This is a genomic window from Pedobacter sp. N23S346 (assembly GCF_048515415.1).
In the GTDB taxonomy this organism is placed as follows: Bacteria; Bacteroidota; Bacteroidia; order Sphingobacteriales; family Sphingobacteriaceae; genus Pedobacter.
In genome coordinates, this window is record NZ_JBLYEE010000017.1 from 56,161 (window position 1) to 78,303 (window position 22,143).

The window sequence follows — 22,143 nt, forward strand, 5'->3', positions numbered from 1 at the left end:
TTATGTAACATCGATAATGTAATTTTAGTCCTACAGAATTATTTAATAAAAAGCTAGATTTTAATTTTATAGGCCCTATCCGCCTAGCGGCACCTTTCCCCGGGAGGGAAAGGGCGCAGAAAAAAAAGCATTCTTCGCACCTCTCAATCGGCACTCGCTATCTCCACCCTGCCATCCGGCCTAGGAAATGATGGAAGGAGAAGCCGTTGAAATTTTTGCACCAACGTTCAAATACTTCAACCCAAGGTAGCGCGAACGGCTCTTAAAATAAAATCTTTATTAAAACAAATCGAGCCCTTGTGCTACCGCTCATTAATTTTCAATGCGCTAATCCGACATCAGATCCAAGCCTTGATTTTTTTGTTACTTTTTTGATCAAGCAAAAAAGTAAGAGCCCTTCGGCGGCTAGCCGAGGCAAGCCAGCGCAGCGTAAAAGGCCCCTATCCGCCTGTCGGCACCTTTCCCCGGAGGAGAAAGGGCGCATGAAAAACCATTCTTCACAGCCTGCAATCGGCACCCTCCTATTTCCACCCTGCTATCCGGCCTAGGAGATGATGGAAGGAGAAGCCGTTGAAATTTTTGCACCAACGTTCAAATACCCTAAACCCAAGGTAGCGCGAATGGCTCTAAAAAAACAAATCTTTATTACAAGCCAAATTGAGCCCTTGCGCTACCGTCATTTAAATTTCGACGAGCTCATCCGACATCAGATCCAAGCCTTGATTTTTCTCTATTTTCATCAAGGAAAAGAGAAAAGCCCTTCGGCGGCCAGCCGAGGCAAGCCAAAGGCAATGGCGGGGTTTATATTTAAGTGGTTGGTGAGCCACCAACCACGGGCTCATACCAACTATGGCTAGCAAAAAATTAATTATACGGCGTAATCGTTACCGGACCAATTAAGCCTGACGGCATAACCGCCCAATTTGAAGCATCGAAAGGCTTATAATCAATATTTACAAAATTTATTTCATGATAATTTCTCCACTGAATCTTCTTAAGATCCATATCGCGAATGCGGTTAGCCATTAAATTAACCACCTCCACTTTAATCGTATTATTTCCAGCCCTTAAATATTTACCAATCCGTGCCTGAAACGGGATACTCCATAAAATCCCAACTTCCTGATCGTTAATCCAAACTCTGGCACTTTCATCAACCTGGTTCAGGTTCAATATATACTCCTTGGCAGATTTAGCCGATAAGTTGAAGTTTGTGGTATATACACCTGTACCTGAGAAAGCTGCCAGTTTTGGATCTTTCAACTCCGTCCAGGAGATTAATTTGTCTAGCTTTTGATCAGCCGGAAGTTCTGGTCCGCCGGTAGTAAAATGAAGTGCCCAGGGATTGGTTAAGTTAATCGTTGTGCCTGCTTTATTTAAGTAAGTCCATGCTGTATTTTGTAACAGCGCATTAGAAACATTCAGAAAAAGTGTTTCTCCTGATTTAATCTGCACACGCACCTTATTATTTTGCATTGCTGCTAAGCCGATTAATCCACTTTGTGGATCGAGAATAACGGCTTTACCCTTTGCGTTAATGTTTAAATAAGTATCGATATCTTTTGCCGTATGGTTAACCAGGTAATAAAAGGTTTCGTTATTATTTTTTCTTCTGATGAATTTTAAGCCAGCATCGGTAAGTGTTTCCCTGTTGATATTACGCTGAACAAGTGCTTTCTGAATATCGTCCGCTAAAATGATTTCTCCTTTACCCGTTTTAAATGTAGAAACCTCATTTCCATGATCAGCAAAGCCAAACTTGGCCAATGTCGATTTTAATTTTGCTCTTCTATTCTCCAGATCGTTTAAACCCGGAACATCTTTCGGCAATTCCTGAAAAATTACCGTTGCGCCATTACTTGCTAACTGAACAATATGGTCCAATGTTTCCGGATTCATCAGCTTACTTGCTGGGATAATTAATACTTTATAAGGCGAAGCATTTTCTGCCGTTTGTAGTAAATTATTCATGGTTTTTGTTCTGCTTAATAAGCGATCGGAAGCAAAATCGAAAGCATAACCTGCTTTGGATAAATCTTTAGCCAATTTATAAAATGGTGTTGGATGAAGCCATTCATCCACATCATGTACTTTTAATGCCATATCCAGGCCCTTTGCTTTATTCCAAACATCATAAATCGGCCAGTAAATAAGCAACTCATTATCTGCCTTTCCCGATTGCAAAATAGATTGACAACGGGCGATATAATTGTTTAGTCCTGATGCATGCGGCCATAAACTGTTATTTGGATTCATCTCCACAGCAGCATAAAACAACCATCCTGGCCAGGGAATATCTTGTGGAGAATTCGTTGTACCATGGTAAAAAATATGGTTAATGCCCGATAAGAACAATTCCTCGGCCTCTGGTTTACATTGCGAGTACGACGTTTTGAAATGCTCGGTAAGCCAGGTAAAAGTTTCTGAAGAAACTAATGTTTTTCCATTGGTATGCGCGGCCGAAGAAGCAAACTTGCTCATAATCGGATCTGGATCTACATTTCTGATATCGGCTGCATCTCTGCGTAAACCCTTAATATCAAAGGAACTGGAACCGAATGTTTCCGTCTCGGGAATATCTACCGCTCCGTAAAGATCGAGCAAATTACCTGGTGACCCATGCGATTGATTCTTTGTAAGTGATTTTAAACTGTGTGCCCAGCTTGTCCAGTTTTTAGTGAAATTGTTGAGCAATAGTTCATCCATTGTTTCCCGATAATCGGATTTTAAACGGGCAATATTTTCGTTTGTAGAATCTTTGCTTACTAAATCCTTCAGGTGCTTAGAAAGATCATAACCCCTGTTTTTCTTAAATTCTGCAAAGAAACTTGGTGTCCAGGTAGCGCCATAAACCTCATAGCTATCATTAAAAAATGACCTTATTCCCTGCGGTTTATGTTTAAAGGAATCGGTAAATCTTTTTAGGTAAACATCAACTGATTTTTTATCCAGGTGATCAAGTGTAAACCCCTCTCCCCCAGGCGCAGCACGTTTAACCATTTGTCTGGTTTTTCCGGCGAAGGCAGCATAAATATTCCAAACACCAGATTTCGGCGACCAGGATAATGCCCCATCTTTTTGAAGCGAAGAAAGCAAGTCTTCCGTTTCTCCGTTTGGACCATATGCCGTTAGCGCCTGTATTTGAGCGAAATCTTGCTTTGCTTCTTTAACTTTAATAGGTTCGGTCAGTTTTTCACCTAAGTTGAGTTTATAATCCTGGATAATCAGTTTCGTAGCCGCATATTCAGGTTTAATCTGCGGACCTCCAAATGGCCAGCCTGTACCGGTATTCATGTCTACACCCATACCTAAAGTATTTGCCTTTTTCACTGTGTGATGAAGTGCATTCATCCAGGCCGGCGAAAGGAATTGCAGGTATTGTTTTTCGAAACCCACCGCACCATAGATGGGCGTAATCTCTACACCACCTAAACCGGCGGAGGCATACTTTTGCAAAACGAAATCGAGGTTCTTTTCATCAACAGCGTTGCCCATCCACCACCACCTTGTCCATGGTTTCATCTGACTTTCAACTTTAGGCCAGGAGACCATTTTTTTTGCTGGCAACTGTGCTTTCGCCACATGTAGACTGGAAATGCCTATCAGTAAGAGTGCGAAGAATCCTTTCGTTTGCATCATCATTAGTCTAAATGAAAAACCTGTTTTAAGGGTTGTGATATTGGAGATTGATCAGGATTTGTTTCCATAATATCTGCCATGTAAGCCCACCATTTTTGTACGATAGCCGTGCTTCCCAGGTCTTGAGAAGAGTTGCCATTTTGTTGTTGTACGGCAAATAAAGTGCTGGTTTCTTCATCTAAGAAAATGGAGTAATCGCTTACGCCGTTTTCTTTTAGTAACAAAGACAATTCCGGCCAGATTTCATCATGTCGTTTTTTATATTCCTGCTCGAAACCTGATTTAAGTTTCATTTTGAAGGCAATTTTCATTTATTCTCTTTTAATTTAGGTTAATGTGCTGTATAATCAGAATAGTTGGTTCCGGTAGCGAAACAATAGTATTGGTTGTTTTTTGATTGGTGACTCACCCTCAACCGAGGATTAGTTTGTTTTTGGTTGGTGAGCCACCAATCAAGGATTAGATTATGTACTGTTTTCGGTTGGTGAGTCACCAAACCGAGGATTAGTCACCAAACCGAGGATTAATTAATGCTAAAACCAATATCACCCGTATTATCTCCTGCTGATTTAACCCAAAGCACCTTACTTTTCGCATCATAATACCAGCCGGCATTCTTATCTAACGCTGCTGCGTTTCCAACCGCTTTCAATTGATTACCATTTTCTGAAACCGCCTTTGGCACCTCATTATTCCAATGGATTTTTGCCAGATAATGATGATTGGTTGGTTTAAACATGCCTTCCGGCTTTGCTATTTTTAAAACCAGGCCACTTCCATTTAATGATGAAGTGATTTTCGTTAGGGCAAAATTTCCGGTCTTGTAATTTGAACTCATATTATCATCTTCATAAAGATCATATTTAGATTCACCATGTGGATAAACATCCAGTGTAATTACATCCACTGGCTTTTCGCCAGTATAAGTCATCTCAGGTTGCATTGGAATGATCGCTCCGGCCTTTACAAAAAGAGGAATCGTATCCAGAGGCGCCACCACATGGCGGTAACTTTTACCTTCATATTCTTCACCAGTCCAATAGTTAAACCATAAGCCCTCCGGCAAATAAACCGAACGCGTAATGGCGCCTTTAGTGGTTACAGGTGCGACCATCAGGTGATCACCGAATAGATATTGATCGCCAATTTCGTATACATTTTCATCATCCTGGTGGTCTAAAACCAACGCCCTCATCATTGGCAAACCAGTTTCGTATTGCTGGTGCATGCTGGTGTAGAGATATGGAAATAATCTGTAACGTAAAAGATCGTATTTCTTAAAATTCCTCAATGCATCTTCACCATAATTCCAGGGCTCTTTATAACCCGGATGATCCATTCCAAAAACCAAAGCAATCGGACTAAACATTCCAAATTGAACCCAACGAATGTACAATTCGGGATCTGCCTGATGCTCAAAACCACCCATGCAATGTGCCCACGAGCCCACCCCGGAAAGACCAACATTTAAACCTGCCTTAATTACCGGCGCAAAATATTGCCATTCGCTTGGCCAGTCGCCGGCAAAAATATAAGGATAACGCTGAATGCCGGAATAACCTTCACGGGTTTGATTCAACCCTCTGAAACCATTAAACTTTTCAAATGCTAAAAAAGGTGCTTTGGCATAAGCTACAGGAAAAAGATTATGTAAACGCTCTGCCTGTTTCCCCGTCGGGCCTACTTTTTCACTTTCATTTGCCAATGCGCCGAACGCACTCCCTTCATCGGTTTTTAAGAATTTCGCACCCAGTTTCGCCACACGCATTACACCATTATCCCACCACCACTGCGTTGCTTTTTCATCAAAGAAATTTACAAATTCTCCGGGTTTTCCATTTTCTGGATAGGTATAACCTTTCGCCTGCGCCTGATCTAAAAGATTTAGCTTTTTTGCGTTGTCAAACCGCGGACGAAGGTGCAAACCAACCATTTTATAATTCATGGCATAAATGCTATCGAACATCCCCTTCGGATCTTTAAAAGTTTCCCTCCATTCAAACGAAGTGGCGCCTTTACCCCCAATCTCTCCGAATAACCTCCAGGTAGAATCTAACCAAAGCAGATCAACCGGGATGCCTAATGCCCGGTATTTCCTGGCTAACTCTACCACATATTGATCTGATGTTTTTTCTTCATGCCCCCAGGTGCCACCGCTATAGGTACCTGCATGCAACCCTAGCGCAAACTGCGGTAACATCGGCGATTTGCCTGTAATGGAGGTATATGAATTTAGAATTGAGGGGAAAGTCGGGCCATAAATGAAATAATAATCCAATTCTCCATCAGCGGCTTTGAAACTGTATTGATCTTTATTGGTTGCGCCCATATCCCACGCAGTAGAAAACGAATTATGGAAGAAAATACCATAACCTTTCGTACTCATAAAAAATGGAACCGGGCAATAATTGGCTTCTAAGATATTGTAGGCGCCTATCGCATGAGGCAAACCCTTCCCACGACCTACATTTAAAGTTACTTTTTTGAATCGACGATCCATGAAATCCATCCGCTCACCAAAACCAAAAAAGTGTTCATCTGCCTGAAGTTTTTTGGTTACGCCAACCTTTGTATTTTCTTTAGCAATGGAGCCATTGGTTTCTGAGGTAAGTAATTTCCCCTTTAAATCGAAAACATCAACTTTAAACGGTGACTTATTTACTTTTATCATCAGCTTTGCAGTGGTCAATATAAATTGATCTTTCTTTTCTTCCACCTTAGCCGTTACTTTTTCCCAGTCGTATTTAATCACCATCAGGTTTTCATTTGGCTCAAACTTATTGGTCCAGCTGGTTCTGATTCTGAACATTTCCGGTGTGCATAAATCGAGTTTTACCTCACCTTTTGTGGTGGTAAACGAAATGGCATTACCCTGTCTAATAAAACCAGACTTATAATCGCCAATGGTTTGAGAAAAAGCAGTTGACGACCATAACATCAACACAATAGCGAAAAATTTATTCAACATGATGATTTTATTTCAATTTATAAACTTCTGTTCCAGCTAGCAAGAAACAGCCTAAACCATAATCTTCAAAATCGGGCATGCTGGTATAACTTACCGGCTGACCATCTTTCGGCTCTTTGCCGGTTCCCTGCAAGTAACCTAAAAATCCGTTTTTATGAACGGCATCTTTGGCCATGCCATTCCATGCTTTTGTGATAATCGGAAGATAAGTAGCTTTATCCAATATTCCCTGATTTACGCCCCAGGCCATACCATAAACAAATAAGGCCGTTCCGGAAGTTTCTTTTCCGCCAAAATGATTGGGATCGTGCAAACTCACATTCCAGAATCCATCTGCACGTTGCAAAGGCACCAAAGCTTTAATCATCTCGTGGTAAGTTTTTAGATATTCTTCATAACCTACCGCATCTTTAGGCATGGTTTCCAACACCCGTACAAATGCCGCAACTACCCATCCGTTTCCACGCGACCAATAACAGTCTTCGCCATTTGGTTCTTTGTAAGGCGGCACAAAGTCTTTATCTCTCCACCAAAGTCCATCTTTAGCATTGTACAAACCTCCACCTTCTACATTTTTGCTGTGCAGGTACATTTTATACATGTAACTATAATAAGTGGTATCGTTATATACTTTTCCCAGTTTCGCAAAAACAGGCATGGCCATTTGTAATGCATCAATCCAGGTCCAATCGCTTACTTTATTCGATAAAATCATCAAATCCATCGAAGCTTTGATATCCCTGATGCGTTCTGGCTTTTTATCAATATTGTATAAATCGATGTAAGTTTGTCCGCATGCCTGATCGTCGCCATTACGCGTTCTAACGCCATTTCTTAAACCCCATTGGTGTTTTTCACCCCATTGAACGGCATAATCATAATATTCCTTGTCAGGATGGATCTGGTATAAACTCATCAAGCCTTCATAATAAACTGCCCTCGTCCAGATGTTGCTTGGCCTTTCCCTATTGGTTACAATCGATTTCCCTGCATCCGGCCACTTGTTCATAAAGTAAGCGTTGGTTGATTTTAATACTTTCAAAACGGCTCTCTTTTTCGGCAGTTTCTGAGCGAAAAGTACCTGTGAAAACAAGCTGATGGCTAAGGTAGAGCAGATTATAAATTTCTTCATTGTAGTATGTTTATTTGTATTTTCTTTTTGCTAAAAATAAAAAATCTCCACGCCTCATTTAACCAACGCTTTAAGATTCTTTCGTTCCTCGCAATAACGATTTTCTTATTTTCAATTGGTTTTCGGTTTCGGCTTCAATTCATCCGGGCTATCTTTAGTAAAGGTATCAAACTGAAGTTTCGACGGACTTTCAAAGATATCTTTCACGGTATTAAAGGCCACATCATATTTGGGATTAAAATTTTCAGACATCATATATTGTTGTAAGCTATAGTAAAGCTGTTGCGCAGTTGGCGATTCTTTCAAATCCGGAGAGAGATTCGCGCTGGAAACAATCAACTTTCCCTTGCCTACTTTAGCTTCTAAAACCAAGGCCAGTTTACGGTTTAAAAACCAGGTATCAATCGGCTGAATAATGGGTTTAAAGCCCTTTGGAAAATCTTCAAGATTCATCACCTGCGCCTTATTTACAATTTCCCACCATTGCATATCACTATGACTTGCTGTTGGAAAGTTGGCCAGTGCCGGATTTTTCGGATCACAAAGAATTCCAAGCGTATGCGGCGGACGCATTTTAAACCAGGAAGTATTCCAGAAAACGGGTAAAAATGTTTGCACCACTTCTTTTCCTTTTACCACTTTTCCTGCAGCATTTAAAAACACATTCCCACCTTCATCTAATATTTTTTTCGCCTGGTCATCCAGTTGATCTGTATAATAGAAGTTTGCCTTCGTTTTAGGAAGTTCTGCCGGATAAACCCAGAAATTCCAATCGTTGGCAAATTCAGTTCCATCGATGGATACTTCTAAATTTAGTTGGGTAGCCTTTTGAATCGAATTTAAGGCGAAATGAATATCACCTATTTGAATACAATTGCCGATTGGCAAAGATTTTTGATCAAATGTTCCTTTTTCTAAAATCACGCTTGATGCATCTTTAATGCGCCATGAAATTTTTGCATTCGTTAATGGCGCCTTGCCAAAATGGGCTACTTCTACCGAAGCATCCAGGCTTTCATTATTGGTGTAAACAAATTTCTGAACCTTAAGCAATGGAACAGTACTGTTAGAAAAACGTTTAAATTCTTTCGCGGTGATGTAACCTTTCTCATCCCAAAAAGCGTCTAAAACGCCAACCAAAGCAGTTCCTTGCCCGGGATAATCATTTAAGGAAAGTAGTTGAAAGCCATTGTAATTTGGTGTTCTCAACGCTTTCTCAATTTCATTTTTATAACATAATGCCTGCAATTTGCCTGATGCCATTAAGAAATCTTTCGCTTGATCGGCCATATCATGATCAGCTAAGTCTTCCTGAAACATTTCAAAATTCCTGGCCCGGTAAACACCAGTATATTTTTTCATTTCTTCAAAATTTGGAAAAACGCAATACTGGCCCATTTCATGCGCTACAAAAGGAACGGTAAATTGTTCAATCTGCTTCGCATAGGTAGAGAAACTTTCCGGTTTTTTACCCCAATCTAATCCCCTTGCCCCTGCACGAACCATAAATTCATTATTCGGAATCACTGGCCAGCTGCCACCAACTGAAGCTCCGGTATATAGTCTTCTGGAATCTTTTGCTTTCCAGTAATTATTAAATTTAGTTAAATATTCCACTTGCCTGCCCCGCGGCTCATTTCCATAAGCCATCATACAGAAAGAAGCATAATTGCCATAGTTTTTAGTCATGCGGTTGGTTTCATCATAAATAAACTGATCGATAGGTTTGCCATCACCAATTGATGAACCGTGATTTGCCCAACTTGGTCCTTCTGGCTGCAGATAGAAACCTGTTAAATCTGCCGCAATAAAAGCAGCTTCTGGTGGGCACCACGAATGGAACCGCATGTGGTTTAACCCATGTGCCTTAGAAATTTTAAAAATTCTCTCCCATGCGGCAACGTCCATCGCCGGATAGCCAGTTAAGGGAAACTCACAATTATTCACCGTTCCACGCAAAAATACCGGGCGACCGTTAATTTCAAAACTTCTGCCAACGGCTTTAAACTCACGCATGCCAAACTGAACTTGTTTTTCGTCTTTTCTCCCATCCTTTGCTGATAAAACAGCTGTTAAACGATACAGTGCAGGATCAAATTCATCCCACATGGCGATTTTATCGCCCATAGGCAAATCGATTTCCAAAACACCGGATCCATTTTTTATTTCGTAAGGAACAGTTACTGGCCTCACCTGGATACTATTTTTCGTATTAAAGCTTTTGGCCGATATGGTGATTTTTCCTGCTGAAGACAGATTCGCACCAGCCTTCAATTCGATTTTCACCTTCGCTGATTTCTTCCTTAAATCCGGATAAACCTGGATGTCTTCAAAATAAACCGGTGAGCCTGCCTGAAGAAACATTTTGCCGACCACTCCATTCCAATTGCCCTGGGTATGATCGGTTAAACTATGTGAATCCTGACCAACATTAATGGCCTTGATTCGATTATCAATGAGCAGCGTGATGGTATGTTTTCCTGGTTTGAGGTTCGTGGGCAATTCAAAATTCTGTGCCACAACGAAGGTAAATTGCGTACCAATTTCTACATCATCAATCCAAACACGTGTTTCTGAATGTGGATATTCTAAGGATAACACTACCCGCTGACCTTTCCAATTGGCTGGAATTTCAACATCTTTTTGATACCAGGCTGCACCAGTATAGTGTTTAGCAGGAGTTAACCAAAACGGTATTTTCAGGTTTCCGGGCTTGCGGTATTTTTCTAACCGTGGGTGAAAAAAGTATGAGCTGTCATAGATACTTCCTGTCCATTTTGTTTTCAAAGTGATGTCATCACCTTTCAGATTTTCAGCCATAGAACCAGGTAAATTAATGGTTTCCGGCAAAGCCGATGAATACCATTTTGCCTGTACTCCTTCATCTTTGGCATCAATTTTAAATCTCCATTTCCCTTTGAGGGATATAGTTTGGGCAGAAGAAGCGGTAGAAAAGATAGCAAGAAGACAAAGCGCCGAAACTATCCACCTGGTAAACGATAATATTTTTATGTACATATTTTTAAATGAATTGAATGCCATAGCACTCTTCATATTTGGTTAAAGCCACTATTATAAGCTTAAAAATGTACTTAGGCAACCTGTAGTGTCCTGCAAAAAAGGAATCAATAGCCTAAAATCGTTTAGATTAGGCTTATAGCCCCTGTAAAATATTTGCGACGGTGAATATCCTTAATGAGATAGCTTATCTTGTCTTAGCCAGACGGGCTTTTTTCTTTTGGCAGCAAAAGAAACAAAACTGTCGGCTGAAAATTTTTGTATTGAAGTTAGTGGTTTGGCTTGGTCTGGCTGTACCCAAAAATTTGTTAGGCCGATTTAAGTAGAACGAAGATACATTACTTAGGCCTAGCTGGATGGAAATGCGATAGCTTTAAAATCATTAAAAAAATCTTTACTGGCTGGTGAGACACCAACCAATAGGTTAGGTATAAAAAACCTATTTCAAATAGTCTTTAAGCTGATTAGACTTTATCGCTTTCAATCCCGCTACAACTGCTTCAGCGTTTAACCTGGCACCGGCCTCATTGGTATGTGTATGGTCTTTCTCCGTAAAATAAGTTTGCACCTGCGGGGCTGACAAAGCTGAATACTTATCCTTAATCAATTGATTCAATGGAATAAAATCTACTTTTTCTGCTTTGGCCACTTCCTGCGCCCAGCCAGCATAACGGTCATCAACCAAAACCACTTTACCGTCTTTTACCGGATTACGTGGAATGGAAGAACAAACAATTGGCGTTGCACCTTTAGCTTTAATATCATTGATAAATTTACGCAGATACCAGCCGTAGGTATAAACCACCTCCTGTTTTTTCTTAATGGGGTTGAAAGTATCTTTACTTTCCATACCAACTCCACCAATGGTGCCGCGGGTACGGGCCGTATCATCCAGCGGACTGCTATCATTATGCCCGAATTGTATCATCACAAAATCGCCTTTTTTAATTTTCAACAAAACGGCATCCCATAAACCATTGGTTTGAAAGGTTCTGCTGCTCGTTCCACCCAGTGCATCATTTTCGACGTTAATTTTATCCGTATTGAAGAAATTGCCGATGAAACTCCCCCAGCCCCATAAGGAGCCATCACCTTTTCCTTTTCCATTTTTAACAGTAGAATCACCGATTAAAAACAAGGTTGGCTTTGCTTTTTGTCTGATAAGGATGCAAGATGAAAAGATGATGAATGCGCTCAACAAGAGCAGACTTAGATATTTTTTATTTGATTTCATTTGATCGGTTACACTAAAGTGGATGATTACACAGATTTTTAGATTACACAGGTTTTATTCAAACCATGTAAATTTTACAGTAAATAGTTTTTAAGCTTACAACCTTTTAACTTTTTAATGCCTTCAACTACCGATTGCGCATTCACTTTTGCGCCTTCCAAATTGGTATGCGTATGATCACCGGGAAAAAAAGCTTTTACTTTTTCTGGTCCCATGGCTTCATATTTATCACCTGTTATTTTATTGAGATCAACGAAATAAGCATTTTCCTGTTTTGCCACTTCGGCTGCCCATTTACCAAAATCCTGATCTGCGCGTAGTACTTTGCCGTTTCTAAATTCATTTCTTGGAATCATAGATACCACAATTGGCGTTGCGCCTTTGGCTTTTGTTTCACGAACAAACTTCCGGAGATACCAACCATAGGTATGCACCGTTTCTACTTTTCCGTCTGGCCAGGTTAATACTTTTGTTTCTTCTCCAGTTCCTTTTAAAACGCCTCTTCTCCCCGCTTTTGTGGTATCAGGTTCACTGCCATCGTTATGCCCAAATTGCATGGTAACAAAATCGCCAGGTTTTAAAGTCTCTAAAACTTTATCCCATCTCCCTTCTGATAAATAGGTCCTGGTACTTCTTCCCGCCATTGCATTATTTTCTACATGAATTTTTGTGGTATCGAAAAGCGAGGCAATTGGTGTTCCCCAACCCCAGGTTTCTTTGTTTGAATTGCGGACGGTAGAATCGCCAATGGTGTGTAAGGCAGGTTTATTTGGTTTGATAAAAGCAGTTACCGTCAGCATTAAAACAGTAGCTATGATTAATTTTATTTTCGTTGATTTCATATTATGTTTTGTTTGTTCTTGCTTTTAACCACCCCGCCCTTTGGGCACCCTTCCAAAGGAGGGGAATGGCGATCGTAATTCCCCTCTTTCAGAGGGGTGGTCGCAGATCGGGGTGTAAAAGGCAGTAACTAATTATCTAATTCAATTCACTACTCACTTATTTCTCCACCATCAACTTTACCGATCCACCTTCCAAACCATCTGCCGTTGCTTTTACTTCGATATTCCCAGCTCCGCTACCTTTAATATTAGCCATCACTACACCTCTATAAGCATGCCTTTGCTGTGCTTTGTACATTTCATGACCGGCAATATTACCATTATCTACAGCATCAATTACAGCCGGTCCAGAAATTGTAAACTTGATCAGATCATCAGCATTAGGGCAAATATTGCCTTGCTCATCGTATACTTTCGCCGTTACAAATGCCACATCATCCCAACGGTTACCGATTTTGTTTTTATCAACTGTCAGCACGATTTTAGCTGGTGGTCCTGCAGTTTTTAATTCTTCTGAAGAAACCTCCTTGCCTTTATTTTTACCAACCGCTCTTATCGATCCTTTTTCAAAAGTAACATCCCATAACCTTGGCGAATCGTCTGCTGGTTTAGGTTTGCTCCCTAAAGATTTACCATTCAGGAACAATTCTACATCGTCACAATTGCTATAAACCGCAACCTTTGCATCATCGTAAGTATCGAAATCAGTTGGCGTCCAGTTATTAATCCAATCTCCTGCACCTGCATTATCCGCTTTTCTAACGATATGTACGTTTGGCTTTTCAGACCACCAACTCTGGCGTTGCAAGCTTTGTTGTTTCCAGCTTCCAATGCGGTCAAATAAACCTTGTCCGTTGGTAATTTGCGGCCAATCGGCCTCTCCCAGGTAATCAAAACCAGTCCATAAAAACTGACCAGCCATAAACGGGCTATCGCGAAGTGCCAGATACTGTTGAATTACATGGGTATTTTCTGTCCCAATTACTTTTAAATTTGGCTTCTGGTTATGCAAAGCAACCAATTCATTTTCACGATAGTTTTGTCCTACAACATCCATGGTTTCAGCAAACCCATTGGTATATACTTTCGAGTTCGCAGGGCGGAAAAGTGCCATCGTAACTGGTCTGCTTGGATCAAGTAAATGAACAAGGTCTTGCTGATCTTTATATTTTTTAAATCCTTCAGGGCTGTTTAAATCATCATGAATTTCGTTCCCAACACTGTAAATCACGATCGATGGATGATTGCGATCTCTTAAAACCATATCCCTTGTATCGCGTTCCCACCACTCTTTCCAGAACCGATTATAGCCTTTTTCTCCATTATTTTTGGCTGATGTCCAGGTATCGAAAGTTTCGTCCATCACTAAAAAGCCCATCTGATCACAGAGATCTAAGAACTCCGGAGCCACAGGATTATGTGCAGTACGAATGGCGTTTACACCAGCCTCTTTTAACCTGTTGAGGCGAAATTCCCAAACGCTCAGCGGAACCGCAGCGCCAACTGCACCACCATCATGATGTAAACAAGCACCCTTTAATTTGAAGTTTTTACCGTTTAACCAAAAACCTGTGGCTGCATCAAATTTAAAACTTCTGATTCCGAAATTGTTGATCTGGTCATCAATCACCTTCCCTCCAACAATAACTTTAGTGAATGTTTTATACAAAGTTGGTGTTTCTACATTCCAAAGTTTTGGATTAGTAACCTCAATATTCTGATCTATTTTTAATGTTTTTTTCGCCTCAATATTTTGTTTGGTCTGTGCCGTTTTAATCACTTTTCCATTTGCATCCATTACCGATGTTTCCACCGTAACCTGAGTGGCTTTGCCAGATTCATTTGAAACGGAAGTTTCCACCTTTACGATTGCTTTTTGTACAGTTGCACCAGGTGTGGTGATAAATACGCCCCAATCATCCAGGTGAACCAAATCTGTTGCCACCAAACGCACATGCCGGTAAATTCCAGCGCCGGTATAATAGCGCGAAGCAGGCTGCACGGTATTGTCTGCTTTTACAGCAATAATATTGGTTTTTCCCTTTCCAAAATTCAGGTGTTTACTTAAATCGTAATGGAAGCTGATGTAACCATATGGCCGCTTCCCTAAATGAAAACCATTAATCCAAACGTCGCTATTGGCCATTACACCATCAAATTCTATCGTTACCTTCTTGCCTGCTAAACTTTCATCGAGATTAAAAATTTTACGATACCAACCTATTCCAGATGGCAAATAGCCCCCGCCACGTGCCGTAAGGTTCGTTTTATCGTAAGCGCCTTCAATGCTCCAATCGTGTGGAACATTTAATTTCCGCCATTTAGAAGCATCAAATTCCGTTTTCTCTGCATCTGGAACATCCTGCTGAATAAAAGACCAGTCGTTATCGAAATTATTTATGATTCTGACTTGCTTTGCCGTTTGAGCAAAAACAACAACCTGCATTAAAAGCAAGGCAAAAAAGAAACCTATTTTTATATTTTTATTCATCATCATCTCTTATTTCTTTGGTTCAACCAGTACAATATTTGGCTTGGGCGCTTTTTTCATTCCATAACCAAAATAGAACCCTGTATGCGGTGGCTGATTGTAGCCTACATTCTGCCAGGCAATACTCAAACGATATTGCGGATCGTGCATCAACGTATAATTTCGGTGCGCTGTTGGAATGGTGGTGGTGTAAATCCTAAGGCTTTGATTGTCGTACGACCTGAGGATTAACTCTTCCCGCCAGTCGCCAAAAATATCTGCACTTAAGGCAGGTGTAGACTTTGTCCAGTTATTGGCAATTGCACCGTTAGCGGTTAATAACCTGCCCCCATTGTATTTATCGATGTGGTTTCCATCTAAAAGTTCGCGGGAAAGATCATCATCCCAGTAAATTAAAAAATTAGTGGAGTGTGGCTCTTCGCCAATTCTGTTTCCTTTGATATCATACAAACCGTTTGAGCCCGACCACCACATTTGTGCACCAACCCTGGTATTATCAATATTATCGGCCACGCCCCTGCCTACGTCTTCATCTTCTGATCCATGCCAAAGAATATCCCCCGTTTTGGCGTCGTAAACTGCTGCGCCTGGTCCTTTCATTCCTTCTTCAATTTCATGTACACCAAAAACTTCCAATCCTGGCCGTTCAGGATCGAGATCAGAAACGTGAATAGCATCACCATGCCTTAAACCAGTGGTGTATAAGCCTTTTCCATTATCATCCACACACATAGAGCCAAAAATAATTTCATCTTTTCCATCGCCATCCACATCTGCAACGCTTAAATTATGATTGCCCATTCCAGAATAAGGATTTCGACCATCTTTCGTATCGAACACCCAGCGGGAAGTAAGTTTCCCATCCCGCCAGTCCCAGGCAGCCAACACCGTTCGCCCATAATAGCCGCGACACATCACCACACTCGGATGAACGCCATCCAGGTAGGCAATACAGGCCGTAAATCGATCTACCCGATTACCGGAATCATCATTTTTGCCATTTCCACCTCTACCGCCCCATGCACCTATGTTTCCACGAGAAGGAATATAATCTGTTGTGGCTAAAGCTTCTCCGGTTTTCCCGCTAAAAATGGTAAAAAACTCTGGTCCATCTAATATTTTGCCATTTTTGTTTCGATAATCTTTGGTGGAATCGCCGATCACTTTTCCTTTTCCATCAATGGTGCCATCGGCAGTTTTACAGGCAAATTCTGCAATGCCATCGCCATCTAAATCATAAACCATAAACTGGGTATAATGCGCCCCTTCCCTGATATTTTTTCCGAGGTTAATTTCCCAAAGAAAGGTGCCGTCGATTTTATAAGCCTGAAAAACAGGCGGATCGGTAATGCCGTTGGAAGAATTGTCGCGACCGCGGCCAGTTTGATGCAAAATAATTTCATATTCACCGTCTCCATCTAAATCGCCTACAGAAGCATCGTTAGGGGTATAACCCACAGGTGTGCGCAATGGAATGGTTAAATATTGCTGAGCAGGAGTTTTCGCTGCCAACAGAAAGGATTTGCTGGCTTCCTGCTCCTTATTGCTGATGATTGGTTTTACGAAATAGCCATTTGCAGCATTAATATTTACGTCTGCATCTATAAAATTTGTCCCTTTGGTTAATGGTGTTGCATTTAATTTTCTCGGGCTTTCATTATCAGTTTTACGGTAAAGGTTAAAGGCGATGTCATCTGGTTCGGTTCCGAGAATACGCCAGCTTACAAAAACAGAATCGGCACCTTTCCGAACGGCAACAACACCCCTTCCCAGCTTTTCCATTTGCCTTTGGGCCAGTGCATCAACTGAAAAGCAGAATACCAAAAGCATTAAAATATAAGGTGATTTAATTTGCATAAGTGCTGTTATTGAAAATGGATCTTGGCTTCATTTATTGAACTTTATAAGTTATTTTGGCTGAAGCGGCTACACCTTTTTCTGAAATTCCATCAGCCTTAATTACTACGTTTCCTTTATTATCTCCATTATAAAAAGTTACAGTTGCTACACCGCTTTCATTGGTTTTTACCGCTGGCGACCAAAAAAGAGTGGTTCTTAAATCTTTATTTTGAGTTGCCGGATTGCTGTAATTTGGCGAATAAAAATCTCTCGCCGTGTAATAGCCAGTGAGGTCAATATTCAATAAATGCAGATTTGTGCCTCTGAGGGCATCATCTTTTAAATTCAAACTGATCAAATAAACATCCTGACCTGCATTGTTAACGAGGTGTTGCACCTTTACCTGATTAACCTGATCCATCCGCAAGCTGTAATAATCCAACCGTTCTCCAATTAATTCTTCCTTGCTATTGATCCGGATACGAGGTCTTATTTTCTTTCCATTCGATAAAAATGTTACTCCCTCATTTCCGATTGAATCCGTATCCTCTACCGGATAAGCCCCTTTAACTTTGGTGAGGATAAAGTGTTCTAAGCCATTAAAAGAATAATCTGCAGGCGTAATGTTAAAAACCTGTTCCGGGTAACCGAATGTCATCATGGTTTCATCGAAAAGTACCACTTTTTTATTTTGATCGGCTTTAACCTGAACATCATTTAAGGTGATGGAATCGCCGAATTTATAACTGCGATTGTAATCCATCCGCTTGCTAATTTCTGTATCAACGTTTTTTGCAAACTCCTGAAGGCCATTTTTAAACTGGATAGAAATTGGTTTCGCAACAGAATCTATCTGCAACCAGCCGCCTTTTTTTCCTTTCCCATCTTGAGAAGATATTTTGATCGGTTGATTTCCATACCATTTTAATCCATCAAGAAAATAATTCCCTTGCTGATCGGTTTTGGTTGCATATAATTTTTGTCCGCTAAAGCCGGAGCCAAATAATGTGATATTCATGTTTGGGATCGGTTTGTTTGCCAGTTTTTCCCTCACTGAACCTGCAATCGTTAAACCGGGTTCTGGCAAATAGGATACCTTAATGGTAGTATCAGCCAGCTTTTTCCAAACATAATCCCGCCATCCCTGCGTTAAAAGCAATAAATCAAGCTGTTTTAAACGCGATGGATTTTTAGGATCAAAATACTGATCGGCATTTTTAATTTCGCCTTTTATTTCTGATTGAAGCAACAGGTAAGAAACAATATTGGTTCCATCATCCGGAATTAATCCGTCAACGGCTGCCAATGATAATGATGTTTTAGCCGGCTGACCAAAAACATCAGTTGCCTTAATGTTTAACACGACTTTCTCTCTTGCCTTATAAGCTGTTTTATTTGGGGTAACGGTAAAGGTATTTCCGGCACCGCTGTGAATAAAAACAAGCCGCTCGCAGTGAGGTCGCCCTGCATCATCCGTTACGGTTACCACCGCTATACCTTCCGGGAAATCTTTCTTTGGAATGGAAACTGAAATAACGGGTTTCTCCAGTTTCACCGTTCCCGTGTAAATATTATCCCCTGCGTGTTTAATGCTTACAGAGAATGGCTTCCCCTTCATTTCGCTGAAAGCACTTTCACTTGCGCTTATGGTTGCTTTAAGATTCAGCGAATCATTGGTCACGTGCAAAACAAGTCCTTTCGATAAGATTTGCGGCAATTGAGCAGCTACCTTTTCTGTACCAAAAATGGCCTCCACTTTATAACTTTCATTGGCTTTTGGTGTGAAGGCAAAAATACCCATCCCGGCCTCCGTGCTTTGAAAAGAAGCGATGGTGTCACCTTTTGAAGAAATGACACTTCCCTTTGCTGCCAATCCATTTCCTAAATCATCATTGGTTTTAAATGCAACCAGGCTATTTAAGCCAACCACTAATGATCCGCCTTCGGGGAAAAATGCAATTGACTTTTGCTGACCAGGTTTAGCCAGACCTACAGTTTTTTTTTCTGCATTCCGGGTGGCGTACGTTGCATTTTCATTCAAATGATTAGTAATGTAAATGCTTTTTTGAAAAACGAAATCATTTCCAAAATTACGCATCCAGTTGGTGTAGGCACGAATATTATACCATCCTGAAGGAACAGAATCTAACCGGAAATCGCCTTTTCCCAATCCCTTTTCCAGCCTGATGATCTTTTTATCGAGAATTGCCGAACCAGGGTTAATCAATTCGACATACAAATTGCTGCTGGAAGAAGTGAGGCTCGTACCTTTCGCATTAACGAGGTAAGCACTAAACCAAATGTCTTCTCCGGCACTGTAATAGGTTCGGTCGGTTTGTAAATAGGCTTTTTCAAAAAACAACTTAATGGTTTTTGGATCGGCAGTTTTTTGTTGCGCAAAACCGTAAACGGCGTAGAATGTTAGGCTAACAATCAGGAATAATTTTTTTATACTCATGATATTTATTAATCAGATGTAACTGAAATTTCATAAACTTTTCCCGCTGTCGTTTCTATGGTATTGCTAAAATTCAAACCACGCTTCACCTGTTTAGCACCAGTTGCTTTGATACCAACATGGGTTAAAAGGTTTAAAGTACCACCATTTTTAGATAAAATCGATGCTTTGCTTAACCGGCCATCTTTCCAATAAAGGTCTACCACGAAGCCGCCACGTGCTACCAATCCTTTCACACTACCTTGTTTCCAGGCTGCTGGCAATGCTGGTAATAACTGCAATTGGTTTAAGTGACTTTGCAAAAGCATTTCTGAAACACCTGCTGTTGCGCCAAAATTTCCATCAATCTGAAAGGGTGGATGCGTATCAAAAAGGTTGTTCAAAGTAGAATTCTTTAACAATTCCTGGTATATTTTATAAGCATGATCACCATCCAGCAGCCTGGCCCAAAAGTTAATTTTCCAGGCCTTGCTCCAACCCGTACCTTCATCTCCTCTAATTAAAAGTGTCTTTTTTGCTGCGTTTGCATAAACGGTATCAATTAAAGGAGAAATTTCCCGGCCCGGATGTAAACCAAATAAATGCGAAACATGGCGGTGTTGCGGATCTTCATCTTCAAAATCGCCATACCACTCTTGCAGGTTTCCTTTCTTCCCAATCTGTAGCGGACGAAGCCGATCACGCTTCTCTTTCAGCAGTTTCGCAAAATCCTGATCGGTTCCCAAAATTTTAGTGGCATCGATCAGGTTATTGAAAAGATCGCGGATAATCGAAAGATCCATTGTAGAACCAATGGTCACCACTTCTTTACTTCCATTTGGTAATAAATAACTGTTTTCTGGTGAGGTAGATGGTGCAGTAACCAGGTAGCCATCCTTTTCCACCAGCCAGTCCAGGCAAAAAAGCGCCGCACCTTTCATTAAAGGATAGGCCGTTTCTTTCAGGATTTTTTTATCTCCTGTAAACAAATAATGCTCATACAGATGTTGTGAAATCCACGGACTTCCTAAAGACCAGTTTGCCCATTTCGGATCGCCAGTGCCCTCACCAACAGGATTGGTCTGTGCCCAGATGTCTGAATTGTGGTGCAATGCCCAGCCTTTGGCACCGTAATAATTTTTAGCCGTTTTTTCGCCATTTACCGCCATGTGTTTGATTTGTTCTATTAGCGGTGCCGTGAGTTCTGAAAGATTTGTCACTTCTGCGGGCCAGTAATTCATTTGTAAATTAATATTAGTAGTGAAATTACTTCGCCACGGCGGCCGGATGGAAGCATTCCAGATGCCTTGCAAGTTGGCGGGGATGCCGCCCGGTCTTGAGCAGGAGATTAACAAGTATCTGCCAAACTGAAAATAAAGTTCTTCCAGGCCAAAATCTGCCTGGCCCGTTTTATAATTTTTAAGTCGCACATCTGTAGGCACATCCGCCAGTAAACCACCAGCATCATTTAGATTAATTGCCAAACGGTTAAAATATTTCTGGTAATCTTCTACATGCGCTTTTTTAAGTGCTTCAAAAGATTTTGATGCAGCATTATTCAAATAATTCGAAGCTTTGGCATTTTCATCCAGTCCATCCTGATCCGGATATTTATCAAAGCCATTATAACTTGTCGCTCCGGATATCATCACCAGGATTTCCGTCGCGCCGCTCACATTCAACAAACTATCGGTACTCAGTTTCCCATCCGTTCGAATCACTTTAAGCCTGGCCTGATAACGCATACCATTGTGATGAAGACTATCTGAATAAATAAAGGGCTTGATATTCCGGTGTTCATCAGAAGTAATTCTTGCCTTACCACTTAAGATGATTTGATTGTTTGCTTCAGTCTTGACCTGGTGTTCAAGCTCATCATCCAAACCAAATCTCACATTTAGTGCATTTTTTTTGCTCGATGTCAAACGCATCACAATCACCTGACTGGGAAAAGACGCAAATAATTCGCGTTTATAATTCACATCGTTTACCGTAAATGATGTAGTGGCAATGGCATCAGCAATATTCAAGGTTCTGGTATAATTGCTTACCGCTCCCTCAATTTTTTGCCTGATATGAAGATTGGCCAGGGGCTGATACATGTTCGTATTTGGTCCCTGCATTTTCTGCATCAGTTTTACGGCCTCACGGTTGTTCCCGGCAAAAAGCTGTTTCCTAACTTCCGGAAGGTATTTTATGGCTTCTGGGTTTGGATTGGAATCTGCCGGACCACCAGTCCACAGGGTTTCTTCATTAAGCTGAATCAGCTCATTTTCCACCCGACCAAAGATCATCGCACCTAATCTCCCGTTGCCAATTGGTAAAGCTTCATCCCAGTCTTTAGCGGGTTGTTTATACCATAAAGTTTTACTTAACTCCGGCTTTTGTGCCTTTAAAGTGGTGCATAAAAAAATGATCAACACGAATGGAGTGAGGTAAAAGAGTCTCATAATGTAAATTGGTTAGTGCATGATTATTGTTTCTCCCCGCTATGCGAAACATCGATCATCGCACAATTTAGAGAGTAAATTCATAAGTCGCGT

The 22,143-nt window shown here is 40.9% G+C and carries 12 protein-coding genes; 1 reads left to right on the forward strand and 11 read right to left on the reverse strand.

Going from position 1 to position 22,143, the window contains the following annotated elements:
- Positions 1 to 551 precede the first annotated feature (551 nt).
- On the forward strand, positions 552 to 857 hold the full coding sequence (locus ACN1CD_RS21570) for a hypothetical protein (RefSeq protein ID WP_419132488.1): 306 nt from the start codon (positions 552 to 554) through the stop codon (positions 855 to 857).
- 7 nt (positions 858 to 864) lie between these two features.
- Here the strand turns inward: ACN1CD_RS21570 and ACN1CD_RS21575 are convergent, their stop codons facing one another.
- The 11 genes from ACN1CD_RS21575 to ACN1CD_RS21625 all read right to left on the reverse strand — a co-directional run bounded on the left by ACN1CD_RS21575 (position 865) and on the right by ACN1CD_RS21625 (position 22,050).
- Complete coding sequence (locus tag ACN1CD_RS21575) at positions 865 to 3,642, reverse strand: glycosyl hydrolase (protein WP_419132489.1); 2,778 nt, start codon at positions 3,640 to 3,642, stop codon at positions 865 to 867.
- Positions 3,642 to 3,950 carry an L-rhamnose mutarotase gene (rhaM, locus tag ACN1CD_RS21580; protein WP_419132490.1) on the reverse strand — a complete coding sequence of 103 codons (309 nt, stop codon included), beginning with the start codon at positions 3,948 to 3,950 and terminating at the stop codon, positions 3,642 to 3,644. The genes ACN1CD_RS21575 and rhaM overlap by 1 nt, the downstream gene beginning before the upstream one ends.
- A gap of 212 nt (positions 3,951 to 4,162) precedes the next feature.
- Positions 4,163 to 6,607, reverse strand: a complete 2,445-nt coding sequence (locus ACN1CD_RS21585) for a glycoside hydrolase family 31 protein (RefSeq protein WP_419132491.1) — start codon at positions 6,605 to 6,607, stop codon at positions 4,163 to 4,165.
- A gap of 7 nt (positions 6,608 to 6,614) precedes the next feature.
- A complete protein-coding gene (locus tag ACN1CD_RS21590; RefSeq protein WP_419132492.1) occupies positions 6,615 to 7,739 on the reverse strand; it encodes a glycoside hydrolase family 88 protein in 1,125 nt (374 codons plus the stop codon).
- Positions 7,740 to 7,850: 111 nt separating this feature from the next.
- The gene (locus ACN1CD_RS21595) at positions 7,851 to 10,757 is read right to left on the reverse strand and encodes a sugar-binding domain-containing protein (protein ID WP_419132493.1); all 2,907 of its coding nucleotides are present in this window, start codon (positions 10,755 to 10,757) and stop codon (positions 7,851 to 7,853) included.
- Between the two features lie 439 nt (positions 10,758 to 11,196).
- The gene (locus tag ACN1CD_RS21600) at positions 11,197 to 11,991 is read right to left on the reverse strand and encodes a rhamnogalacturonan acetylesterase (RefSeq protein ID WP_419132494.1); all 795 of its coding nucleotides are present in this window, start codon (positions 11,989 to 11,991) and stop codon (positions 11,197 to 11,199) included.
- A gap of 74 nt (positions 11,992 to 12,065) precedes the next feature.
- Entirely contained in the window at positions 12,066 to 12,833 is a 768-nt protein-coding gene (locus ACN1CD_RS21605) for a rhamnogalacturonan acetylesterase (protein ID WP_419132495.1), read from the reverse strand.
- Positions 12,834 to 12,990: 157 nt separating this feature from the next.
- Entirely contained in the window at positions 12,991 to 15,330 is a 2,340-nt protein-coding gene (locus ACN1CD_RS21610; RefSeq protein WP_419132496.1) for a glycoside hydrolase family 2 TIM barrel-domain containing protein, read from the reverse strand.
- Between the two features lie 3 nt (positions 15,331 to 15,333).
- Complete coding sequence (locus ACN1CD_RS21615) at positions 15,334 to 17,181, reverse strand: rhamnogalacturonan lyase (RefSeq protein WP_419132497.1); 1,848 nt, start codon at positions 17,179 to 17,181, stop codon at positions 15,334 to 15,336.
- A gap of 34 nt (positions 17,182 to 17,215) precedes the next feature.
- A complete protein-coding gene (locus ACN1CD_RS21620; RefSeq protein ID WP_419132498.1) occupies positions 17,216 to 19,621 on the reverse strand; it encodes a hypothetical protein in 2,406 nt (801 codons plus the stop codon).
- A gap of 8 nt (positions 19,622 to 19,629) precedes the next feature.
- On the reverse strand, positions 19,630 to 22,050 hold the full coding sequence (locus tag ACN1CD_RS21625) for a glycosyl hydrolase family 95 catalytic domain-containing protein (protein ID WP_419132499.1): 2,421 nt from the start codon (positions 22,048 to 22,050) through the stop codon (positions 19,630 to 19,632).
- Between the last annotated feature and the right edge of the window lie 93 nt (positions 22,051 to 22,143).

Coding starts and splice junctions, on each gene's coding strand:
- ACN1CD_RS21570 (WP_419132488.1), top strand. CDS start 552: ATGATGGAAGGAGAAGCCGTTGAAATTTTTGCACCAACGTTCAAATAC.
- ACN1CD_RS21575 (WP_419132489.1), bottom strand. CDS start 3,642: ATGATGATGCAAACGAAAGGATTCTTCGCACTCTTACTGATAGGCATT.
- rhaM (WP_419132490.1), bottom strand. CDS start 3,950: ATGAAAATTGCCTTCAAAATGAAACTTAAATCAGGTTTCGAGCAGGAA.
- ACN1CD_RS21585 (WP_419132491.1), bottom strand. CDS start 6,607: ATGTTGAATAAATTTTTCGCTATTGTGTTGATGTTATGGTCGTCAACT.
- ACN1CD_RS21590 (WP_419132492.1), bottom strand. CDS start 7,739: ATGAAGAAATTTATAATCTGCTCTACCTTAGCCATCAGCTTGTTTTCA.
- ACN1CD_RS21595 (WP_419132493.1), bottom strand. CDS start 10,757: ATGTACATAAAAATATTATCGTTTACCAGGTGGATAGTTTCGGCGCTT.
- ACN1CD_RS21600 (WP_419132494.1), bottom strand. CDS start 11,991: ATGAAATCAAATAAAAAATATCTAAGTCTGCTCTTGTTGAGCGCATTC.
- ACN1CD_RS21605 (WP_419132495.1), bottom strand. CDS start 12,833: ATGAAATCAACGAAAATAAAATTAATCATAGCTACTGTTTTAATGCTG.
- ACN1CD_RS21610 (WP_419132496.1), bottom strand. CDS start 15,330: ATGATGATGAATAAAAATATAAAAATAGGTTTCTTTTTTGCCTTGCTT.
- ACN1CD_RS21615 (WP_419132497.1), bottom strand. CDS start 17,181: ATGCAAATTAAATCACCTTATATTTTAATGCTTTTGGTATTCTGCTTT.
- ACN1CD_RS21620 (WP_419132498.1), bottom strand. CDS start 19,621: ATGAGTATAAAAAAATTATTCCTGATTGTTAGCCTAACATTCTACGCC.
- ACN1CD_RS21625 (WP_419132499.1), bottom strand. CDS start 22,050: ATGAGACTCTTTTACCTCACTCCATTCGTGTTGATCATTTTTTTATGC.